This window comes from Roseovarius halotolerans, from assembly GCF_900172255.1.
GTDB classification, from domain to species: Bacteria; Pseudomonadota; Alphaproteobacteria; order Rhodobacterales; family Rhodobacteraceae; genus Roseovarius; species Roseovarius halotolerans.
Map to the genome: position 1 here is coordinate 102,818 of NZ_FWFU01000004.1, position 17,960 is coordinate 120,777.

The window sequence follows — 17,960 nt, forward strand, 5'->3', positions numbered from 1 at the left end:
TTACTTCAGGCGCGGCGGGCGGTCCGGATCCATCCCCGGCGAAGCGCCGGGGGTCTGCGCCGCCTCCTGCGCCTTTGGCAGATCAAAGCGCAATCCCACCCGCGCCAGCCGCGCCGCCACCGGGTCGGAGCCGCGAAAGAACGCCACGTCCAGCGCCGCCGCCTCAAGCCCCGAAAAGCTCAGCACATCCGCCACCGCCCGCGCCAGCGCGCCCTCGGCACCCGGCACCGCATCGACAATGCCCAGCATGTGCCCCTTCGCGCCGCCCTCATATGTGACGCCCACAAGGTAAACCAGCTCCGCCAGCCCTGCCGCCGACGCCAGCCGCGCATCGAGCGCCCCAAGGAGGCTTTCGGGCAGACCGGCGGGCGCATGAAAGGACTGCGCGCGCGCCTCGGTCTCATCGGGCGCCTGCGACAGCGTGCCATGCAGCCACGCCACCGCCTCGGGCGGCAGCAGGATGGCCGAAGGCGCCACCTCGAGGTTGACCCCCATGCCGAGCCCCTCAGGCGCCAGTATCCCGGCGATTACGCGCCCCGACAGCGCCGCATAAGGCGCCGGGCCTTCGGCGAAACGCGCCAGCCGCTCCTCGCGGTCGAAAGCCAGCACATAGCCCTGCCCCTCGATCGTGAAGACCCTGGGCGAAACCGTTCCCTCCTCGCCCTCGTCCTCGCTTTCCAGCAACAGGAACAACTCGCCCGCCGCCAGCCTTTCGTAGAATGCGAGCCTTGCCTGCCCGTCCTCGGGCGCGGCCTCCATCGCCTGATGCGCCGCATCCAGCAGCGTTTCCTCAGCCATCCAGAACCTCTCTTACGCGGGCGCGCAGCACCGGCAGCAGTTCGGCCTCGAACCACGGGTTGCGCCTCAGCCATGCCGTATTGCGCCAGGACGGGTGCGGCAAGGGAAAGAGCCGCGGCGCATGGTCCCGCCATTTGCGCACCGTCTCGGTGACACTGTCGCGCGTCCCCAGATGATAGCGCTGCGCATGGCCGCCCACGATCACCCGCAACCGCACCCGGTCAAGCCGCCCCATCACCCGATCATGCCAGGTCTGCCCGCAGATCGCGGGCGGCGGCAGGTCGCTGCCCTTGGCATCATACCCCGGAAAGCAGAACGCCATCGGCACGATCGCCACCTGTTCCTTGTCATAGAACGCGGCCTCGCTCAGCCCCAGCCAGTCGCGCAGACGATCCCCCGACGGGTCGTCAAAGGGCTTTCCCGAGCGATGCACCCGCGCCCCCGGCGCCTGCCCCGCGATCAGGATCCGGGCCGAGGGGCGAAACCAGACCACCGGGCGCGGCGCATGGGCGGTCTCGGTCTGCTCGAATCGCGCCGCGCATAACCGGCAGGCTTCGATCTCGTCGATCAGGCCCGGCATCTCAGGCGATCCGCACACCGGCATCCTTCATCGCGTCCATCGCCGCCTCGAGCGAACCGTCAAGGTCGATCGCCCGGCACAGCCCCTCGCGCACCACCACGTCATAGCCCAGCCGCGCACCGTCCATCGCCGAATAGGCAACGCAGAAATCCGTCGCCAGCCCGGCCATCGTCAAATGGCTGATCCCACGCTCCTGAAGATAGCCGTGCAGGCCGGTCGGGGTCTCCCGGTCATTCTCGAAAAACGCCGAATAACTGTCGATCTGCGCGCGATACCCCTTGCGCAGGATCATGTCGGCGCGCGTGGTGTCCAGATCGGCGTGGAACGCCGCGCCCGTGCTGCCCTGCACGCAATGGTCCGGCCACAGCACCTGCGCGCCGTATGGCATCTCGATCATCTCGAACGGCTCCATCCCCTCGTGGCCCGAAGCGAATGATGAATGCCCCGCCGGGTGCCAGTCCTGCGTCAGGATCACCGAAGCGAAATCATCCATCAGGGCGTTGATGCCCGCCACGATACCGTCGCCCTCGGGCACCGCCAATGCGCCGCCGGGGCAGAAATCGTTCTGCATGTCGATCACGATCAGGGCCTGGGTCATGGGACATCTCCTTTCCTTCAAGGGGTAGGCAGCACCGCGCCCCGCGTCAATGGCGCCACTTTACGCACTTGCCCAAATGCGCGGCGCCGCTTACATCGCGGCGCATGTATACCATCGCCGCGCTTTACCACTTCACCCGCTTTGCCGATCCCGCGGCCATCCGTGGCCCGCTCCTCGACCTGTGCGAGGCACAGCGCATCTCCGGCTCGCTTCTGCTGGCACATGAGGGGATCAACGGCACCATCGCGGGGCCACGCGCCGGGATCGACGCGGTGCTTGACCATATCCGCGCCCTGCCCGGCTGCGCCGATCTGGAGTGGAAGGAAAGCACCAGCGCCGACCAGCCCTTCCGCCGCCTCAAGGTTCGGCTGAAGAAAGAGATCGTCACGATGGGCCAGCCCGACGTGGACCCGCGCGCGCGCGTTGGCCATTACGTTGAACCCGCTGACTGGAACGACCTCATTCGCGCGCCGGATGTGGCGGTGATCGACACGCGCAACGACTACGAAGTGGCCATCGGCACATTCGAGGGCGCCATCGACCCCGGCACCGAATCCTTCCGCGATTTTCCCGCATGGTGGGAGGCCAACAAGCACCGCTTTCACAACAAGCGCATCGCGATGTTCTGCACCGGCGGCATCCGCTGCGAGAAATCCACCAACTTCCTGCTGGGTCAGGGGGTGGAGGATGTCTATCACCTCAAGGGCGGCATTCTGAAATATCTCGAGGACATGCCCGCCAGCGACAGCACATGGCAGGGCGAATGCTTCGTCTTCGACGGGCGCGTCTCGGTCGGGCACGGGCTGGCCGAAGGGCCGCATGAACTCTGCTTTGCCTGCCGCCGCCCGATCCTGCCTGCCGACAGGTCGCGCCCCGAATACGAACACGGCGTGTCCTGCCATCTTTGCATCGATGAAACCGACGACGACGCCAAGGACCGCTTTCGCGAACGCCAGAAGCAGATCGCCCTCGCCGAAGCGCGCGGCGAGCGCCATATCAGGATCGTTCACGAAGGCTGACGGCCGACGGTCTCAGGCCGCGACCGCCACCTCGCGGCGCGGCCGCGTGCGCAACAGGATCATAACCATGATCCCGATATTGAGGAAATTCCACGCGATCCCGTTCACGAAGGCCATCGTGTAGCTGCCGGTCACGTCATAGATCCAGCCCGACATCCAGCCCCCCAGCGCCATGCCCAGTATCGTCGCCATCAGCACGAATCCCACGCGCCGGCCCGCCTCCTGGCTCGGCATGTATTCGCGCACCACCAGCGCGTAGCTCGGCACGATCCCGCCCTGTGCCAGCCCGAAAACAAGGCTGACCATGTAAAGCGACACAAGCCCCCCCGAGGGCAGGTAAAGAAACAGCGCAAGGCATTGCAGGCCCGATCCGATCAGCAACGTGCGCACCCCGCCCAGCCGGTCGGCGATCAGTCCCGATACCAGCCGCGACGCGACGCCCCCCAGCAGCATCAGCGACAACATCTGCCCGCCCACCGCCGGGCCGTAGCCCAGGTCGACACAGAAACTGACGATATGGACCTGCGGCATCGACATCGCCACGCAGCACCCCACACCCGCCAGCCCCAGCATCAGCATCAGCGTCCGCGGCGGGAACCCCGCCGCCTTCGCGCGCAGCGACGCCGCCGCGTCGGCGCGCTCGCGCGCCGCCAGCGGCAGGCGGCGGCGCAGCAACAGCACCAGCGGCAGCATCGTCGTCACCGTGACCGCCGCCAGCACCATGTAGACCGCTCGCCATCCCTGTTCCGCCAGCACCCCCGCCAGGATCACCGGCCAGATCGCGCCCGACAGGTAATTGCCGCTGGCCGCGATGGCCACGGCGATCCCGCGCCGCTCGAGGAACCACAGCGAGATATCGGCGATCAGCGGGCCGAAACAGGCTGCCGTGCCGAAACCGATGACGAATTGCAGCACCGTCAGCACCAGCACCGAAGGACTCAGCGCCGCCAGCCCGGTCGAGGCCCCGATCAGCACCGCCGCCGCGCCCAGCGCCGCCGCCACGCCGAACCGGTCCACCACCCGCCCGATCAAGAGGTTGCCCAGCGCGAAACCGACCATCGTCAGCGTATAAGGCAGCGAGGCATCGGCCCGGTCGATCCCGAACTCGGCCTGCACCGCTGGCATGATCACGATGATCGCCCACATCCCGACATTGCCGATCGTGGCGATCAGCAGCGAGATGGCCAGCCGTGCCCAGGCGTGGCGGCTGTCAAGGATATCGGCATCACTCATGGGGGCGACGTTAGTGTCGCGCGGGCGCGGATGCCAGCGCGTTTCACAGCTTGGGCTTGGCCTTGAGCGATGCGCGCGCTATGACCTCGGGCAACCCAACCGGAGCCGGCCTTCATGACCTCCTCGCCCCGCCCCACCGATATCGCCCGCGATGTCCTGGATATCGAGCGCGCCGCGCTCGCCACCATGCGCGACGCGCTGCCGCCCGCCTTCGACCCTGTCGTCGATCTCCTGCTGGCGGTGCCGGGGCGGGTGATCGTGTCGGGCATGGGCAAATCGGGCCATGTGGCCGCCAAGATCGCCGCCACCATGGCCAGCACCGGCACGCCTGCGCAATATGTCCACCCCGGCGAGGCCAGCCACGGCGACCTTGGCATGATCACCGCACAGGATGCGGTGATCCTGATCTCGAATTCCGGCGAAACCCGCGAACTCGCGGATATCATCGCCCATACACGGCGCTTCTCGATCCCGCTGATCGGCATCACCAAAAAGGCGGGCAGCACGCTCGCGCTGCAGTCCGATCACCTGCTGCAACTGCCCGACGCCCCCGAGGCCTGCGCCATCGGCATGGCGCCGACCACGTCGACCACCTGCACGATGGCGCTCGGCGATGCGCTGGCGGTGGCGCTGATGCGCCTGCGCGGCTTCGAGCGCGAGAACTTCCTCGCCTTCCACCCCGGCGGCACGCTCGGCGCGCAGCTGCTCAAGGTCTCCTCGGTGATGCATACCGGCGACGCCCTGCCCATCGTGGCCGAAGACACGGCAATGGGCGACACGCTTCTGGAAATGACGGCCAAGGGCTTCGGCGTCGCCGCCGTGGTTACCGACGGCCGCCTCACCGGGGTCATCACCGATGGCGACCTGCGGCGCAACCTCGACGACCTGATGCAGCGCAAGGCCGGCGAGGTCGCCACCCGCGGCCCGCGCACCATCGCGCCCGAGGCCCTGCTCTCCGAGGCGCTCGGCGTGATGAACGCCAACAAGATCAGCGCCCTCTTCGCCGTCGACGACTCCGGCACGCTGCGCGGCCTCGTCCACATCCACGACGCCCTGCGCGCCGGCGTGGCCTGATCGACACCGGGCGGCCACGGGCCCCCGCGTCACGCAATGCCGCCGGTCAGTTGCCAGCAAACCCCTCGGGCCGGAAGCGGACCATCGCACCCGGCCCGCGCGGACCGATCTCGTAAAGCTTGGGTCTCGCCGTCAGGTAACCGCGCCAGTTCTTCTCGGGATAATTGCTGATCTGCGTGCCATGCTCGGAACGCATCTTGGCGCTGAGTCCCTCGATCTTCATGCCACAGCCATTCGTGCTGTGCTTGGCGATCACGGCGCGAATTTTCTGGTCCAGCTCCGACACTGCGTTCGCCTTCACCGCCGGAGCCGCGCTTCCCGTGTTGCAGGGCAAGGTCACGAAAGCGCTACAGGCAAGGCGGAAGCTCTCGGGCGTCTTGTCCTCGCCAAGCGCCAGAACATGCCGCCCATGTTCGCGCAACCGATGCGCCAGATGGGTGTAATCCCGGTCGGATGCCGCAACGACGAAAGCGTCGATCTCGCCCACCAGCGCCAGCTCCATCGCATCGATACTCAGCAGCAGATCCGTCGCGTTCTTGCCGGCACCGGAATGCATCGCGCGAAAACCCGGCGTCGCAAGCCAATCGGAACTCTGGCAGCCCGCGCAATAGACCCGCGCGACATCGACACGACCCAGTGCAGCAGAGGCGGACAGTATCCGTGCCGCGTGTTTCGCGCTGATATTGTCACCATCGACCATGACAGCGATACGTTGGTTGTTCATGTGATTTCCACAGCATTCAGTGTGACCGCATTTGAATATGACCCACCCGCTGTGGCCGAAACTGGGCACCATCAAGAAACTGCTGTGGCACAGGCGTTTACCCCGCCAACCCCTTCAGCCCGGTCGCGGCACGTTCCAGTCGATCCGCGCGATCCCGGCAAGGCGCGCGAACCGCACCAGTTCCGCATCCAGCCGCGCCACGCGTCCCTGACCCCAGCGCGATCCCGGCTCGCTCCAGAACCCGCTGACGCGCATCACACCCTCGCGCCGGTCGGCCTTGAGCTCGATGCGCCCGACGAAACGCACACCCTCCAGCAGCGGATAGACGTAATAGCCCCAGCGCCGGTTGGCGGGGGGCACGAACATCTCGTTGCGATACTCGAACCCGAACAGCCGTTGCAGCCGCGCCCGGTCGCGGATCGCCGGATCGAACGGATTGAGCAGCCGCATCCGCGACCCGGACCCGCCCGCGGCATCCCCCGCACGCGCCAGCCGTTCCTCGATATCGGGCGTGCCCCAGCCGTCCTGCCAGCGCCCGTCCGCGCCCTCGACCCGCAATGGTACGAGGCGCGCACGCGCCAGCCAGTCGCGCGTCTCCGCAGCACTTACCGCGTCCCAGAACCGCTGCACCTCACCACCTGTCGCAAGGCTCAGCCGCTCCAGCGCCCCCTCGCACAGCGCGTCGATCGCCTCGTGGTCAGGCAGCGCCTCGATGCGCGGAAACACCCGCTCACCCAGATCGTAGAACTTCACGAAATTCTCGCGGTGACTGGTCGCCAGATCGCCCGCATACCACATCTGATCCAGCGCCTTCTTGTGCGCCGGGCGTGCCCACATCTGCCGCCCCGGCGCGGCGCTGTCGAACGCATGGGTCGAAAGCGGCCCCTCCCGCGCGATCCGCGCATGGATGGCGCGGATCTCCTCCTGCCCCAGCCCCGAACGATACCAGTCCGCGCGCGCCACCTTCTCGCCAAGACGACGGAACTGGCGCTGCCAGAGCGGCAGCACCTCCATCGGCAGAAGCGAGGCATCATGGGTGAAGTGCTCGAACAGGTCACGCTTGCGCAGCAGCGGCCACAGCATCCCCTCGCGATAGGACTGGTTGCGCGACCACACGATATGATGATGCGCGCGCGTCACGTTGCGGATCGTGTCGATCTGCACGAAGCCCAGCGCGCGGATGATCCCCATCACATCGGGCTTCCCGCCCGGCGCGCCCGTCAGCCCGTTGCTCCAGAGCCATAATCGGCGCGCATCGCCATTCGGGATCGCCAGCGCGCTCATGCCGACACCGGCAAGCGCGGCGTCGCCGCGATCAGGCGGCGCGTATAGGGATGGCGCGGTGCCTCGAATACCTGCGCCGTCGCGCCCTCTTCCACGATGCGTCCGTCCTGCATCACCAGCACCCGGTCGGTGACATTGCGCACCACGCTCAGATCATGGCTGATGAACAGATAGGTCAGCCCCAGCCGCGTGCTCAGATCGGCCAGCAGGTCCAGCATCTGCGCGCGGATCGACACATCCAGCGCGCTCACCGCCTCGTCCAGCACGATCAGATCGGGGCGGATGATCAACGCGCGCGCCAGCGCGATGCGCTGCCTTTGCCCGCCGCTGAACTCGTGGATATAGCGCGCACCATCCTCGGGCTTCAGCCCGACACTGGTCAGCGCCTCGGCCACGGCGGCCTTGCGCGCAGCGTCCTTCGGGGGATCATCCAGCAGGTAAAGCGGCTCGGCCACAAGCCGCGCGACGCTCCAGCGCGGGTTGAAACTGCCATAGGGGTCCTGGAACACCACCTGCATCCGCCGCCGCACCGCGCGGTTCACGCCATGCCCGTCGAAAACCGGCTGGCCGTCCAGTTCGATCCGCCCGTCCTCGACAGGCTCAAGACCAAGGATCGCGCGCGCCAATGTCGATTTCCCGCAGCCCGATTCACCGACCAGCCCAAGGTTCTCGCCCTGCCTGATGTCGAAACTCACGCCATCGACGGCCCGGACCGGGGCCGCGCGCCCGCGCCAGCCGCTCCGCTTTCCGGGATATGCGCGCACCACCTCGGAAACCCGCAACAGCGGCGCCTGCCCCTCGTGGGCCGGGCGCGCGGGCACATGGTCGGATGCTTCCAGAAGCGCGCGCGAATAGGGATGCGCCAGCGTGCCGAAACGCCCCTGTTCGACGACGCGACCCTGCCGCATGATGACGATCCGCTCGGCCATGCCCGCCACCACACCAAGGTCGTGACTGATCAGCATCAGCCCCATGCCATCCTCCTGCACCAGCCGCTTCAGCAGCTTCAGAACCTCGGCCTGCGTGGTCACATCGAGCGCGGTTGTGGGCTCGTCCGCGATCAACAGGCGCGGGCGCAGCGCGATGGCCATCGCAAGGCCGACGCGCTGGCGCTGCCCGCCGCTCAGTTCATGGGGATAGCGCGACAGCGCCACCCGTTCGGGGGGCAGTTCGACCCGCTCCAGCGCCTCGGCGGCGCGCATCATCGCCTCGCGCCGCCCGACGCGCTCGTGGATCAGGATGGTCTCCGCCACCTGCGCGCCGATGGTCTGCAACGGGTTGAGCGCGCTCATCGGCTCCTGGAATACCATGCCCACCGCCTGCCCGCGCAGCCCGCAAAGCGCGCGTTCGCGCAGGCTCAGCACATCCTGCCCCGCCAGCATCACGCGCCCCTCGCAGCGCGCGCCCCGCGGCAAGAGCTGCATCACCGACAGCGCCGTCATCGACTTGCCCGAGCCGCTCTCGCCGATCACCCCGACGATCTCGCCGGGATCGACATGCAGCGACACATCGCGCAGCACCTCGTGCCCGTGAATGGACAGGCCCAGCGCCTCGATCCGCAACAGGCTCATCGCGCATCCCTCCGCAGGCGCGGGTCCAGCCAGTCGCGCAGCCCGTCGCCCATCAGGTTCAGCCCCAGCACCGTCAGCAGGATCGCCAGCCCCGGAAACAGCGCCATATGCGGTGCCATCGAGATCATCGTCTGGCTGTCCGCCAGCATCCGCCCCCAGCTCGGGATCGGCGGCTGCGCGCCCAGACCCACGTAACTCAGCCCCGCCTCGGCGAGGATCCCAAGGCTGAACTGGATCGTCCCCTGCACGATCAGCAGGTTGGCGAGGTTGGGCAGGATATGCTCGGCGCTGATCCGCAGCCGCCCCTTGCCCGCCACCCGCGCCGCCAGCACGAAATCGCGTGTCCACAGGCTCAGCGCTGCACCGCGTGCCAGCCGGGCAAAGACCGGGATGTTGAAGATCCCGATGGCGATGATCGCATTCACCGCGCCCGCGCCGAACACGGCCGTGATCATCACCGCGATCAACAGGCTGGGAAAGGCGAAGATCAGGTCATTGCCGCGCATGATGATCTCGTCCAGCCAGCCGCCCCGCCGCGCCGCCGCCAGCAGGCCCAGCGGCACGCCCAGCCCCATGCCGATCCCCACCGCCACCAGCGCCACCGCGATCGAGGTGCGCGCACCCACCATGATCATGCTCAGGATGTCACGCCCGAAATGATCCGTGCCCAGCGGATGCGCCGCGCCGGGCGGCTGCATCCGCTCGGCGATACGCATCGCCTCGATGTCGTAAGGCACCCAGACCAGCGACAGGATTGCCGCGCCGGTGAACAGCAGCGTCAACACCGCGCCCAGGATCAGCCCGGTCCGGCTCATCGCTGCCCCCTCAGCCGCGGATCGACCCAGGCATAGGCCATATCGACCGCGAAATTCACCACGATCACCGCAAAGACCAGCAGCATCACCACCGATTCCACCACGATGAGGTCGCGCGCGCTGATCGCCTGAAACACCAGCCGCCCCAGCCCCGGCAGGAAAAAGACATTCTCGATGATGATCGCCCCCGCCAGCAGGAACGAGAACTGCAAGCCGATGATCGTCAGCACCGGGATCATCGCATTGCGCAGCGCATGCCCGCGCAACGCCTGCCCGCGCGTCAGCCCCTTGGCACGCGCGGTGCGGATATAATCCTCGCCCAGCGTCTCAAGCAGGGCCGAGCGCATCACCCGCGTCAGGATCGACGCCTGCGGCAGCGCCAGCGCCACCGCGGGCAGGGTCAGGCTTTTCAGGCCTGCGCCGATGCCCGCCTCCCAGCCAGCGAACCCCCCGGCGCTGAACCAGCGCAGGTTGATGGCAAATACCAGCACCATCAGCATGGCGAACCAGAAATTCGGAATTGCCACGCCCAGCTGCGTGACCCCCATCACCCCCAGATCCACCGCCGATCCGCGCCTCTGCGCGGCCCATATCCCGGCAGGAAAAGCGATCAGCGTGCTCAGCCCCAACGCATAGAGCGCCAGCGGCAGGCTCACCTTCAGCCGCTCGGCGATCATGTCCGCCACCGGCGTGCGATAGGTATGGGAAATCCCGAAATCGCCCTGCATCATCCCGCCGATCCAATCGAGATAGCGCAGCGGCGCCGCCCGATCGAGGCCCAGCTCCGCGCGCAGCGCCGCCAGCGTGTCGGGTTCGGCATTGATGCCCAGCATATAGGCCGCCGGATCGCCCGGCACGATCTCGAGCGCGAAAAAGATCACGAGACTCGCCACCAACAGCGAAACCATCAGGGACATCGCGCGCCGCGCGCCATATTGCAGCATCACTTGCCCCGCCGTTCCATCGCGCCGAAAAGACAACCGCCCCGAAGCGCTCTTGCGCTCACTCCTCCCAATAGACGCCGGTCAGGTCGGTCGCCTGCGTCGGCGCATCCGCCCAGAGCCCGCGCAGCCGGGCATCGGCCACGGTCGGCACCGCCAGCTGGAAAAGGTAGGCGTTGACGTGATCCTCGGCGATCCGGGTCTGCATCTGAACCAGAAGCTCCGAACGCTTCTCGGGGTCGGTCTCGGTGCTCAGCGCCGCATTCAGCGCCTGGAAGTCCGGGCTGTCATACTGGAAATAATACTCCGGGCGCGCATAGATGCCGATATCCATCGGCTCGGTGTGGCTCACGATGGTCAGGCCGAAATCCTTGCCGCGAAACACCTCTTCCAGCCACTGCGCCCATTCCAGGTTAGTGATCTCGGTCTCGATCCCCACATTGCGCAGCTGCGCCGCGACGATCTCGCCGCCGCGCCGCGCATAGGATGGCGGCGGCAGCTTGAGCGTGGTTGTGAAACCCTCCGCCATCCCCGCCTCGGCCAGCAACTGGCGCGACAATTCGGGATCGTAATCGGACAGATACATCAGATCGACGTAATCGGGATGATGGGGTGCGAAATGCGTGCCGATCGCCGTGCCAAGGCCGAACATGGCCCCCTCCATGATCGCCTTGCGGTCGATTGCATGGGCCACCGCGCGGCGCACCATCGGATTGTCCAACGGCGGCAGCGCGTTGTTCATCGCCAGGATCGTCTCGCCCTCGGTCGATCCGACCAGCACCTGGAAACGCGGATCGGCCTCGAATTGCGGCAGGTTCTCGGGTGCGGGATAGAACGGAAACGCCTGCACATCCTCGGCCATCACCGCCGCAAAGGCCGCCGTGGGGTCGCTGATGAACTTGAAGGTCGCACTGTCCAGCCGCGCCGCCTCGCCCCAGTAATCGGGATTGCGTTCAAGCGTGATCCGGTCGCCCTGCACCCAGCCCTTGAACCGGAACGCGCCGGTGCCCACCGGGCTTTGCTTGATGCTCTCGATGCTTTCGGGCGCCACGATCACCGCATCGCCCCAGGCCATGTTGAACAGGAACCCGCCATCGGGCTGCGCCAGCGTCACCCTGGCCGTGAGATCGTCCAGCGCCTCCACGCTTTCGATCCCGGCGAACAGCGCCTTTTGCGCGTTCTGGCTGTCCTCGGCGCGGGCGCGGTCCAGCGTGAACACCACGTCCCCGGCATCCAGCGCGCTGCCATCGTGAAACGTCACGCCCTTTCGCAGGTGAAACGTATAGACCCGCCCGTCATCCGATATGTCCCAGCTTTCCGCGAGGCCGGGATTGACCGAACCGTCCGGCCCGAACCGCGTCAGACCCTCGAAGACATTGGCATATAGCACCTGGTCGATCGCCCCCGCCGCGGCGCTCGTCGGGTCCAGATGCGGCGGCTCCAGCTGCAGCCCGACCACCAGATCGCTCTTTGCCTGCGCAACCGGGGCCACAAACGTCATCGCGCCCACAAGCGCAGTCATCGCCAGCACCTTCATCGCATGTCTCCTTCCCTCGGCGGAACCACGCGAGGCCCCGCGCCCGCAGTGAACCCGCATTTGCCCGCGCAATCAAGCACCCTGCGGCCAGAACGCAGTGGCGTTTTCACCGGCGAGTTGATATTTGACGCCGCAACGCAGCAAGCTCCGGTGACCAGACATGAGCGCGACAGCCCGCAAGACCGCCCCCCTCCCCGACGATATCCGCGCCATGAAAGGCGCCGCCCCGATCGTCAGCCTGACCGCCTATACCACTCCGATGGCGCGAATGATGGACGGGGTCTGCGACTTCGCGCTGGTGGGCGATTCCGTAGGCATGGTGCTGCATGGACTCAATTCCACCCTCGGCGTCACGATGGAGATGATGATCCTGCACGGTCAGGCGGTGGCGCGTGGACTGACGAAAACCATGCTGGTGATCGACATGCCCTTCGGCAGCTACGAGGAAAGCCCCGCGCAGGCCTTCGCCAATGCCGCGCGCCTCATGCGTGAAACCGGCGCAGCGGCCGTCAAGCTCGAAGGCGGGCGGCACATGGCCGAAACCATCGCCTTTCTCGTGGCGCGCGGCGTGCCGGTGATGGCCCATATCGGCCTCACCCCGCAATCCATCAACACGCTTGGCGGCTACAAGGTTCAGGGCCGCGCCGAACAGGGGGATGCACTGATGGCCGATGCCAAGGCCGTGGCCGATGCCGGCGCCTTTTCCGTGGTGCTCGAAAAACTGCCCGCCAGCCTGGCCGACCGCATCACCGCCGCCATTCCCATCCCCACCATCGGCATCGGCGCTTCGGTCGATTGCGACGGTCAGATCCTGGTGGTCGATGACATGCTGGGCCTCTTCACCGCCTTCAAGCCGAAATTCGTCAAACGCTACGCCACCCTCGGCGAGGACGGCGAAGCCGCGATCCGCGCCTATGCCGATGATGTCCGCGCCCGCCGCTTTCCCGGTCCCGAACATATCTTCGCCGACAAGGCACCGGGCCAATGAGCGCGGCCCCTGCCCCCATCATTCGCACCCTGCCCGAACTGCGCGCCGCCACCGCGCCCTGGCAGCGGGCGGGCGAAACCATCGGCGTCGTGCCCACGATGGGTGCGCTGCATGACGGCCACCTGTCGCTGGTCGAGGCCGCCAAGCGCAGCTGCGACCGCGTGATCGTCACGATCTTCGTCAATCCCAAGCAGTTCAACAATCCCGACGACCTCAAGAACTATCCGCGCACCGAAGAAGAGGACGCCCGCAAGCTGGCGCGCTTCTCGGTCGATGCCCTCTATGTGCCCGACGCCGATCAGATCTATCCCGACCGCTTCGCCACCACCGTCTCGGTCGCCGGACTGACCGACGTGATGGAAGGCGCCCACCGCCCCGGCCATTTCGACGGGGTCGCGACCGTCGTGACCAAGCTCTTCCTGCAAAGCGCGGCCACCGATGCATTCTTTGGCGAGAAGGATTTTCAGCAGTTGCAGGTGGTGCGCCGGATGGCGGCGGATCTGGACATTCCCATCACCGTGCATGGCTGCCCCACCATCCGCGAGATCGACGGCCTCGCCATGGCCTCGCGCAATCTGCTCCTCTCGGACCGCGCCCGCACCCTCGCGCCGCGCCTCCACGAGGAAATGGAAACCCTGGCGCAGGGCGTCGCTTCGGGCGGGGCGTTTGACGCCCTGCAACGCGCCGCGATCGAGCGGCTGGAAAAGACCGGCTTCACCGGCGTCGATTACCTCGAGATCCGCGCCAATGACGATCTGTCGCTCATTGACCGCCCCGACCGCCCCGCGCGGCTCTTCGCGGCCGCATGGCTCGCCGGGGTGCGCCTGATCGACAATATCGCAGTGTGAACGCCGCCCGCTCCGGCGCGCCTCACGCCCATTCCAGGAACCGCAGCACTTCCGATCCCACCTGCTTGGGATGCGTAAGCGGCGCCATATGCCCCGCGCCGCCGATCATCGTGCGCTCCGCGCGCGGCAGCCGCGCCGCCAGCGCCTCGTGGATCGCCGCCACGATGGGCGGCGATTCGCTGCCCTCGACCAGCAGCACCGGCACATCGACGGCCCCCAGCACGCCGGGCGCCAACAGCCCCGCCTCGTCCTCGTAGAGCGTCGGTTCCGCCGCCTTGATCAGCGGCATCCGCTCGGCCATCGCTTCGCGTTGCGCAGGCGGGATCGCATCCCAGGGCATCCCCGCCCCCCAGATCGTCGCAAAGGCCTGCGCCGCGCCCATCAGGTCGCCCGCGGCCATCGCCCCTGCATACCCCATCATCATGCTGTCGAATGTCGCGCGCGCCCCCGGCGCATCGGCGAAACCGGCGGCAAAGAAGACCGGCTCGATCAGGATCAGGCTGCGCACCAGCTCCGGGCGCTCCACCGCCAGCCGCAACGCCACCGTCGCGCCAAAGGAATGCCCGATCAGGTCGGCAGGCGCCCCGCTGTCCAGGAAATCCGCCGCGATGGCGACGCTCAGCGCCTGGATATCGCCCTGCCCGTGCCACGCGCCACTGCGCCCATGCCCCGGCAGATCGAACGCGGTCAGCGTCATCTCGCTCGCGATCCGCTTGGCCAGCCCGGCCCAGCTCCCGCTATGCGCCAACGAGCAATGCAATGCCAGCGCCGCGCGCGGCCCGTGCCCGTAACTTGTCCAATAGGTCGGGAACCCCGCCCGCTCACCGCTTGGCATGTTTCAGCCCTGCCCCCGCGCGCAAACGCCTCTGGTGCCTCTCAAACGCTCATCCTGCGCCATTTTGGCCCGTTCCCCCTAGCCTTAGCTTTGCCCGACGCTAAGCGCATGCTAAGCGAAGTTCAACTTAACGAATCTGTAACACGCCGCCATCCCGGGGACTTTGCACCATGCCGACCACGCCTGAACCCAAACTGATCACCGGCAACGCCAACAAGCCGCTTTCGCAGGCGATCGCCCGCCGCATGTCGATGCATCGCGGCGTCAATGTCGGGCTGGTCGATGCCCGCGTCGAACGCTTCAACGATCAGGAGGTCTTCGTCGAGGTCTATGAGAACGTCCGCGGCGAGGACATGTTCATCATCCAGTCCACCTCGAACCCGGCCAATGACAACCTGATGGAACTGCTCATCATGTCCGACGCGCTGCGCCGCTCCTCGGCCAAGCGCATCACCGCCGTGATCCCCTATTTCGGCTATGCCCGACAGGACCGCCGGTCCAAGGCGCGCACCCCGATCTCGGCCAAGCTGGTCGCCAACATGCTGGTCGGCGCCGGGATCGAGCGGATCCTCACGATGGATCTGCACGCCACCCAGATCCAGGGCTTCTTCGACATTCCCGTCGACAACCTCTATGCCGCACCGGTCTTCGCGCTCGACATCAAGTCACAGTTCAAGGACACGATCGATGACGTGATGATCGTCTCGCCCGATGTCGGCGGCGTGGCGCGGGCGCGCGAACTCGCCAAGCGAATCGAAGCGCCCCTCTCCATCGTCGACAAGCGCCGCGAAAAGGCCGGCGAAATCGCGGAAATGACCGTGATCGGCGACGTTTCGGGCAAGAAATGCGTGATCGTCGACGACATCTGCGACACCGCCGGGACGCTCTGCAAGGCCGCCCAGGTGCTGATGGACAACGGCGCCTCCGAGGTCCACGCCTATATCACCCACGGCGTGCTTTCCGGCCCCGCGGTCGAACGCATCACCAAATCGGTGATGAAGTCGCTGGTCATCACCGACACGATTCAGCCCACCCCCGAAATCAAGGCCGCGCCCAATATCCGCATCATCCCGACCGCCCAGATCTTCGCCCAGGCGATCCTGAACATCTGGAACGGCACATCGGTGTCCTCGCTGTTCGAGACCGAAACCCTCGAACCCATCTACGAAGGCCAGTTCGGCAGCTGACGCGCCGCGCGCGCGAACGCCTCAGTAAAGCTGCCAGTCATCCTCATGCGCGACCTCGCCGATGGCGATCCAGCGGATGCGCGCGCGTGCCACGCGGGTGTCGCCCCAGGTGCGGAACACCACGTCAAACCCCTTTTCAGTGATCTTTTCGGCGGCCACGTCGGCGCGGGCATTGGTGGCGCTGTCCATGTCCCACATCGACAGCGACACATGCACCATCGGCGCGCCCCGGAACGGTTCCCTGAACAAGAGCGCCTTGCGCCGCTCACGCGCACCCTCACCCGTCCACATCTCGCCGCCATCCTCGAAATCCGAGAACAGCACGTCATCGCCCTGCGCGACACCTATGGACTGACTGGTTAAATATTTCATTGGCAAGATCCCGGCGTTCCGGCCAACCGTAATAGGGCTTTTGGGCGGGATTGAGAAGGCGAAAAGGAAAATCCGTGAACGCACCGCCCGCCGCCCTGGCGCCGACCCTCGAAATCCCTGTTGCATTCGCCCCGCCGCACGGCCCAAGGTCAGCACGCGCCTGACAGGGATTGGACAGCCACATGCCGGATATCGACACCCAACGTACATTGCTTCTGACCGGGGCCAGCCGCGGAATCGGTCATGCCACCGTGCGCACCTTCGCCGCCCGCGGCTGGCGCGTCATCAGCTGCTCACGACAGCCGTTCTCCAGCGAATGTCCCTGGCCCAATGGCGAACGCGACCACATCCAGGTCGATCTCTCCGACCCCCGCCAGACCATCGCGGCGGTCGAGGAAATCCGCACCCGCCTCCCCGGCGGCAGGCTCGACGCGCTGGTGAACAATGCCGGCATCTCGCCCAAGGGCGATGCGGGCGCGCGGCTCAACACGATCGACACCGGACTCGATGTCTGGGGGCAGGTCTTCCACGTCAATTTCTTCGCCCCCGTGGTGCTGGCGCGCGGACTGATAGATGAACTCTCGGCCGCAAAGGGCGCGGTGGTCAATGTCACCTCGATCGCAGGATCGCGCGTGCATCCCTTCGCCGGGGCGGCCTATGCCACGTCAAAGGCGGCCCTGGCGGCGCTCACCCGCGAAATGGCGCATGATTTCGGCCCCGCCGGGGTGCGGGTCAACGCCATCGCACCGGGCGAGGTGGAAACCGGCATCCTCAGCGAAGGCACCGACAAGATCGTCGAAACCCTGCCCCTGCGCCGCCTCGGCCAACCCTCGGAAGTGGCCGAAGCGATCTATTTCCTCTGCACCGAAGCCAGCTCCTATGTCTCCGGTACCGAGATCGAGGTGAACGGCGCACAACACGTCTGACCGGCGCGCCGTCGCCCCTTCATCTGGCCTCAAATACCTCGGGGGGTCCGGGGGGCTGGCCCCCCGGCCTTGTCCCCGAAAGGCTGAAACGTCAAAAGGCCCGCCATCCGGCGGGCCTTTCCTGTAACGTCCGGCGGCGCGTCGCCTCAGTTCGGCGACAGGCCGATATGGTCGCCCATCGCCACCATGTCCGCCAGCAGCTTGGCGGCATCGTCCACCGGGCCGGGCTCGTTGACAAAGACCTCTTGCGCCTTGGCCAGCTTGTCGGTTGCCTCGTCCACGAGCGACTTGAAGTGCTCCTGGGTGATCTCTTCGCGCGGGATCGCGCGCTCGGCCAGGACCGACACGGTCTCGCCGTCGATCTCGGCGAAGCCGCCGGTCACGACATAGTCGGTGCTGCCCTCGGCGCTCGTCACCGTGACGATGCCGGGACGCAGCGTGGTGATCAGCGGGCTGTGCTGCGCCATCGCCGTCAGGTCGCCCTCGGCGCCCGGAATACGCACTTCGCGCGCTTCCATCGACACCAGGCGACGCTCGGGCGACACCAGATCGAATTGCACTGTATCAGCCATGCTTGGCCTCCTTGTCATGCCCGCACCCCGGATCGAAGCGATCCGGGGCCGGACAGGC

General features: G+C 66.8%; 19 protein-coding genes. 6 read left to right on the plus strand and 13 right to left on the minus strand.

From position 1 onward, the window contains the following. Genes ROH8110_RS15275 through pncA form a run of 3 tightly spaced genes read right to left on the minus strand, consistent with a single transcriptional unit; the run spans position 1 to position 1,976 of the window. Positions 1–798, minus strand: coding sequence for an SseB family protein (locus ROH8110_RS15275; RefSeq protein WP_085818628.1), 798 nt, complete (start codon positions 796–798; stop codon positions 1–3). Beyond that, a complete protein-coding gene (locus ROH8110_RS15280; protein WP_085818629.1) occupies positions 791–1,378 on the minus strand; it encodes a uracil-DNA glycosylase family protein in 588 nt (195 codons plus the stop codon). Before ROH8110_RS15280 ends, ROH8110_RS15275 begins: the two co-directional genes overlap by 8 nt. A gap of 1 nt (position 1,379) precedes the next feature. Beyond that, positions 1,380–1,976 carry a bifunctional nicotinamidase/pyrazinamidase gene (pncA, locus tag ROH8110_RS15285; RefSeq protein WP_085818630.1) on the minus strand — a complete coding sequence of 199 codons (597 nt, stop codon included), beginning with the start codon at positions 1,974–1,976 and terminating at the stop codon, positions 1,380–1,382. Between the two features lie 104 nt (positions 1,977–2,080). On the opposite strand from pncA, the gene trhO reads away from it, so the two are divergent. Continuing rightward, entirely contained in the window at positions 2,081–2,995 is a 915-nt protein-coding gene (gene trhO / locus ROH8110_RS15290) for an oxygen-dependent tRNA uridine(34) hydroxylase TrhO (protein WP_085818631.1), read from the plus strand. A gap of 12 nt (positions 2,996–3,007) precedes the next feature. Here the strand turns inward: trhO and ROH8110_RS15295 are convergent, their stop codons facing one another. After that, complete coding sequence (locus ROH8110_RS15295) at positions 3,008–4,228, minus strand: MFS transporter (protein WP_085818632.1); 1,221 nt, start codon at positions 4,226–4,228, stop codon at positions 3,008–3,010. A 114-nt stretch (positions 4,229–4,342) separates the two neighbouring features. On the opposite strand from ROH8110_RS15295, the gene ROH8110_RS15300 reads away from it, so the two are divergent. Continuing rightward, the gene (locus ROH8110_RS15300; RefSeq protein WP_085818633.1) at positions 4,343–5,302 is read left to right on the plus strand and encodes a KpsF/GutQ family sugar-phosphate isomerase; all 960 of its coding nucleotides are present in this window, start codon (positions 4,343–4,345) and stop codon (positions 5,300–5,302) included. A 46-nt stretch (positions 5,303–5,348) separates the two neighbouring features. Here ROH8110_RS15300 and ROH8110_RS15305 read toward each other — a convergent pair whose 3' ends face one another. From ROH8110_RS15305 to ROH8110_RS15330, 6 genes are all read right to left on the minus strand, one after another. After that, positions 5,349–6,026, minus strand: coding sequence for an NYN domain-containing protein (locus tag ROH8110_RS15305; RefSeq protein ID WP_085818634.1), 678 nt, complete (start codon positions 6,024–6,026; stop codon positions 5,349–5,351). A 114-nt stretch (positions 6,027–6,140) separates the two neighbouring features. Further along, entirely contained in the window at positions 6,141–7,310 is a 1,170-nt protein-coding gene (locus ROH8110_RS15310; RefSeq protein ID WP_085818635.1) for a winged helix-turn-helix domain-containing protein, read from the minus strand. Continuing rightward, positions 7,307–8,881, minus strand: coding sequence for an ABC transporter ATP-binding protein (locus tag ROH8110_RS15315; protein WP_085818636.1), 1,575 nt, complete (start codon positions 8,879–8,881; stop codon positions 7,307–7,309). The genes ROH8110_RS15310 and ROH8110_RS15315 overlap by 4 nt, the downstream gene beginning before the upstream one ends. After that, positions 8,878–9,696 carry an ABC transporter permease gene (locus ROH8110_RS15320; RefSeq protein WP_085818637.1) on the minus strand — a complete coding sequence of 273 codons (819 nt, stop codon included), beginning with the start codon at positions 9,694–9,696 and terminating at the stop codon, positions 8,878–8,880. Before ROH8110_RS15320 ends, ROH8110_RS15315 begins: the two co-directional genes overlap by 4 nt. Beyond that, positions 9,693–10,640 carry an ABC transporter permease gene (locus tag ROH8110_RS15325; RefSeq protein ID WP_085818638.1) on the minus strand — a complete coding sequence of 316 codons (948 nt, stop codon included), beginning with the start codon at positions 10,638–10,640 and terminating at the stop codon, positions 9,693–9,695. Before ROH8110_RS15325 ends, ROH8110_RS15320 begins: the two co-directional genes overlap by 4 nt. A 58-nt stretch (positions 10,641–10,698) precedes the next feature. Beyond that, on the minus strand, positions 10,699–12,138 hold the full coding sequence (locus ROH8110_RS15330) for an ABC transporter substrate-binding protein (protein WP_245962886.1): 1,440 nt from the start codon (positions 12,136–12,138) through the stop codon (positions 10,699–10,701). A gap of 196 nt (positions 12,139–12,334) precedes the next feature. Between ROH8110_RS15330 and panB the strand changes: the two genes are divergently transcribed. Together panB and panC are read left to right on the plus strand one after the other, a co-directional pair. Continuing rightward, on the plus strand, positions 12,335–13,162 hold the full coding sequence (gene panB, locus ROH8110_RS15335) for a 3-methyl-2-oxobutanoate hydroxymethyltransferase (RefSeq protein WP_085818639.1): 828 nt from the start codon (positions 12,335–12,337) through the stop codon (positions 13,160–13,162). After that, positions 13,159–14,010 carry a pantoate--beta-alanine ligase gene (gene panC / locus ROH8110_RS15340; RefSeq protein WP_085818640.1) on the plus strand — a complete coding sequence of 284 codons (852 nt, stop codon included), beginning with the start codon at positions 13,159–13,161 and terminating at the stop codon, positions 14,008–14,010. Before panB ends, panC begins: the two co-directional genes overlap by 4 nt. A 22-nt stretch (positions 14,011–14,032) precedes the next feature. On the opposite strand, the gene ROH8110_RS15345 is transcribed toward panC, so the two are convergent. Continuing rightward, on the minus strand, positions 14,033–14,845 hold the full coding sequence (locus ROH8110_RS15345; protein ID WP_085818641.1) for an alpha/beta fold hydrolase: 813 nt from the start codon (positions 14,843–14,845) through the stop codon (positions 14,033–14,035). 170 nt (positions 14,846–15,015) lie between these two features. On the opposite strand from ROH8110_RS15345, the gene ROH8110_RS15350 reads away from it, so the two are divergent. Further along, positions 15,016–16,032, plus strand: coding sequence for a ribose-phosphate pyrophosphokinase (locus ROH8110_RS15350; protein ID WP_085818642.1), 1,017 nt, complete (start codon positions 15,016–15,018; stop codon positions 16,030–16,032). Between the two features lie 21 nt (positions 16,033–16,053). On the opposite strand, the gene ROH8110_RS15355 is transcribed toward ROH8110_RS15350, so the two are convergent. Continuing rightward, entirely contained in the window at positions 16,054–16,404 is a 351-nt protein-coding gene (locus ROH8110_RS15355; protein WP_085818643.1) for an H-type lectin domain-containing protein, read from the minus strand. Positions 16,405–16,586: 182 nt separating this feature from the next. Here ROH8110_RS15355 and ROH8110_RS15360 point away from each other — a divergent pair, with 182 nt between their 5' ends. Continuing rightward, the gene (locus ROH8110_RS15360) at positions 16,587–17,330 is read left to right on the plus strand and encodes an SDR family NAD(P)-dependent oxidoreductase (RefSeq protein WP_085818644.1); all 744 of its coding nucleotides are present in this window, start codon (positions 16,587–16,589) and stop codon (positions 17,328–17,330) included. Between the two features lie 146 nt (positions 17,331–17,476). Here ROH8110_RS15360 and ROH8110_RS15365 read toward each other — a convergent pair whose 3' ends face one another. Next, the gene (locus tag ROH8110_RS15365; protein ID WP_085818645.1) at positions 17,477–17,902 is read right to left on the minus strand and encodes a F0F1 ATP synthase subunit epsilon; all 426 of its coding nucleotides are present in this window, start codon (positions 17,900–17,902) and stop codon (positions 17,477–17,479) included. Positions 17,903–17,960 lie beyond the last annotated feature (58 nt).

Excerpts from the sequence above, each read along its gene's own strand:
- ROH8110_RS15275 (WP_085818628.1), bottom strand. The coding sequence starts at position 798 with ATGGCTGAGGAAACGCTGCTGGATGCGGCGCATCAGGCGATGGAGGCC.
- ROH8110_RS15280 (WP_085818629.1), bottom strand. The coding sequence starts at position 1,378 with ATGCCGGGCCTGATCGACGAGATCGAAGCCTGCCGGTTATGCGCGGCG.
- pncA (WP_085818630.1), bottom strand. The coding sequence starts at position 1,976 with ATGACCCAGGCCCTGATCGTGATCGACATGCAGAACGATTTCTGCCCC.
- trhO (WP_085818631.1), top strand. The coding sequence starts at position 2,081 with ATGTATACCATCGCCGCGCTTTACCACTTCACCCGCTTTGCCGATCCC.
- ROH8110_RS15295 (WP_085818632.1), bottom strand. The coding sequence starts at position 4,228 with ATGAGTGATGCCGATATCCTTGACAGCCGCCACGCCTGGGCACGGCTG.
- ROH8110_RS15300 (WP_085818633.1), top strand. The coding sequence starts at position 4,343 with ATGACCTCCTCGCCCCGCCCCACCGATATCGCCCGCGATGTCCTGGAT.
- ROH8110_RS15305 (WP_085818634.1), bottom strand. The coding sequence starts at position 6,026 with ATGAACAACCAACGTATCGCTGTCATGGTCGATGGTGACAATATCAGC.
- ROH8110_RS15310 (WP_085818635.1), bottom strand. The coding sequence starts at position 7,310 with ATGAGCGCGCTGGCGATCCCGAATGGCGATGCGCGCCGATTATGGCTC.
- ROH8110_RS15315 (WP_085818636.1), bottom strand. The coding sequence starts at position 8,881 with ATGAGCCTGTTGCGGATCGAGGCGCTGGGCCTGTCCATTCACGGGCAC.
- ROH8110_RS15320 (WP_085818637.1), bottom strand. The coding sequence starts at position 9,696 with ATGAGCCGGACCGGGCTGATCCTGGGCGCGGTGTTGACGCTGCTGTTC.
- ROH8110_RS15325 (WP_085818638.1), bottom strand. The coding sequence starts at position 10,640 with ATGCTGCAATATGGCGCGCGGCGCGCGATGTCCCTGATGGTTTCGCTG.
- ROH8110_RS15330 (WP_245962886.1), bottom strand. The coding sequence starts at position 12,138 with ATGACGTTTGTGGCCCCGGTTGCGCAGGCAAAGAGCGATCTGGTGGTC.
- panB (WP_085818639.1), top strand. The coding sequence starts at position 12,335 with ATGAGCGCGACAGCCCGCAAGACCGCCCCCCTCCCCGACGATATCCGC.
- panC (WP_085818640.1), top strand. The coding sequence starts at position 13,159 with ATGAGCGCGGCCCCTGCCCCCATCATTCGCACCCTGCCCGAACTGCGC.
- ROH8110_RS15345 (WP_085818641.1), bottom strand. The coding sequence starts at position 14,845 with ATGCCAAGCGGTGAGCGGGCGGGGTTCCCGACCTATTGGACAAGTTAC.
- ROH8110_RS15350 (WP_085818642.1), top strand. The coding sequence starts at position 15,016 with ATGCCGACCACGCCTGAACCCAAACTGATCACCGGCAACGCCAACAAG.
- ROH8110_RS15355 (WP_085818643.1), bottom strand. The coding sequence starts at position 16,404 with ATGAAATATTTAACCAGTCAGTCCATAGGTGTCGCGCAGGGCGATGAC.
- ROH8110_RS15360 (WP_085818644.1), top strand. The coding sequence starts at position 16,587 with ATGCCGGATATCGACACCCAACGTACATTGCTTCTGACCGGGGCCAGC.
- ROH8110_RS15365 (WP_085818645.1), bottom strand. The coding sequence starts at position 17,902 with ATGGCTGATACAGTGCAATTCGATCTGGTGTCGCCCGAGCGTCGCCTG.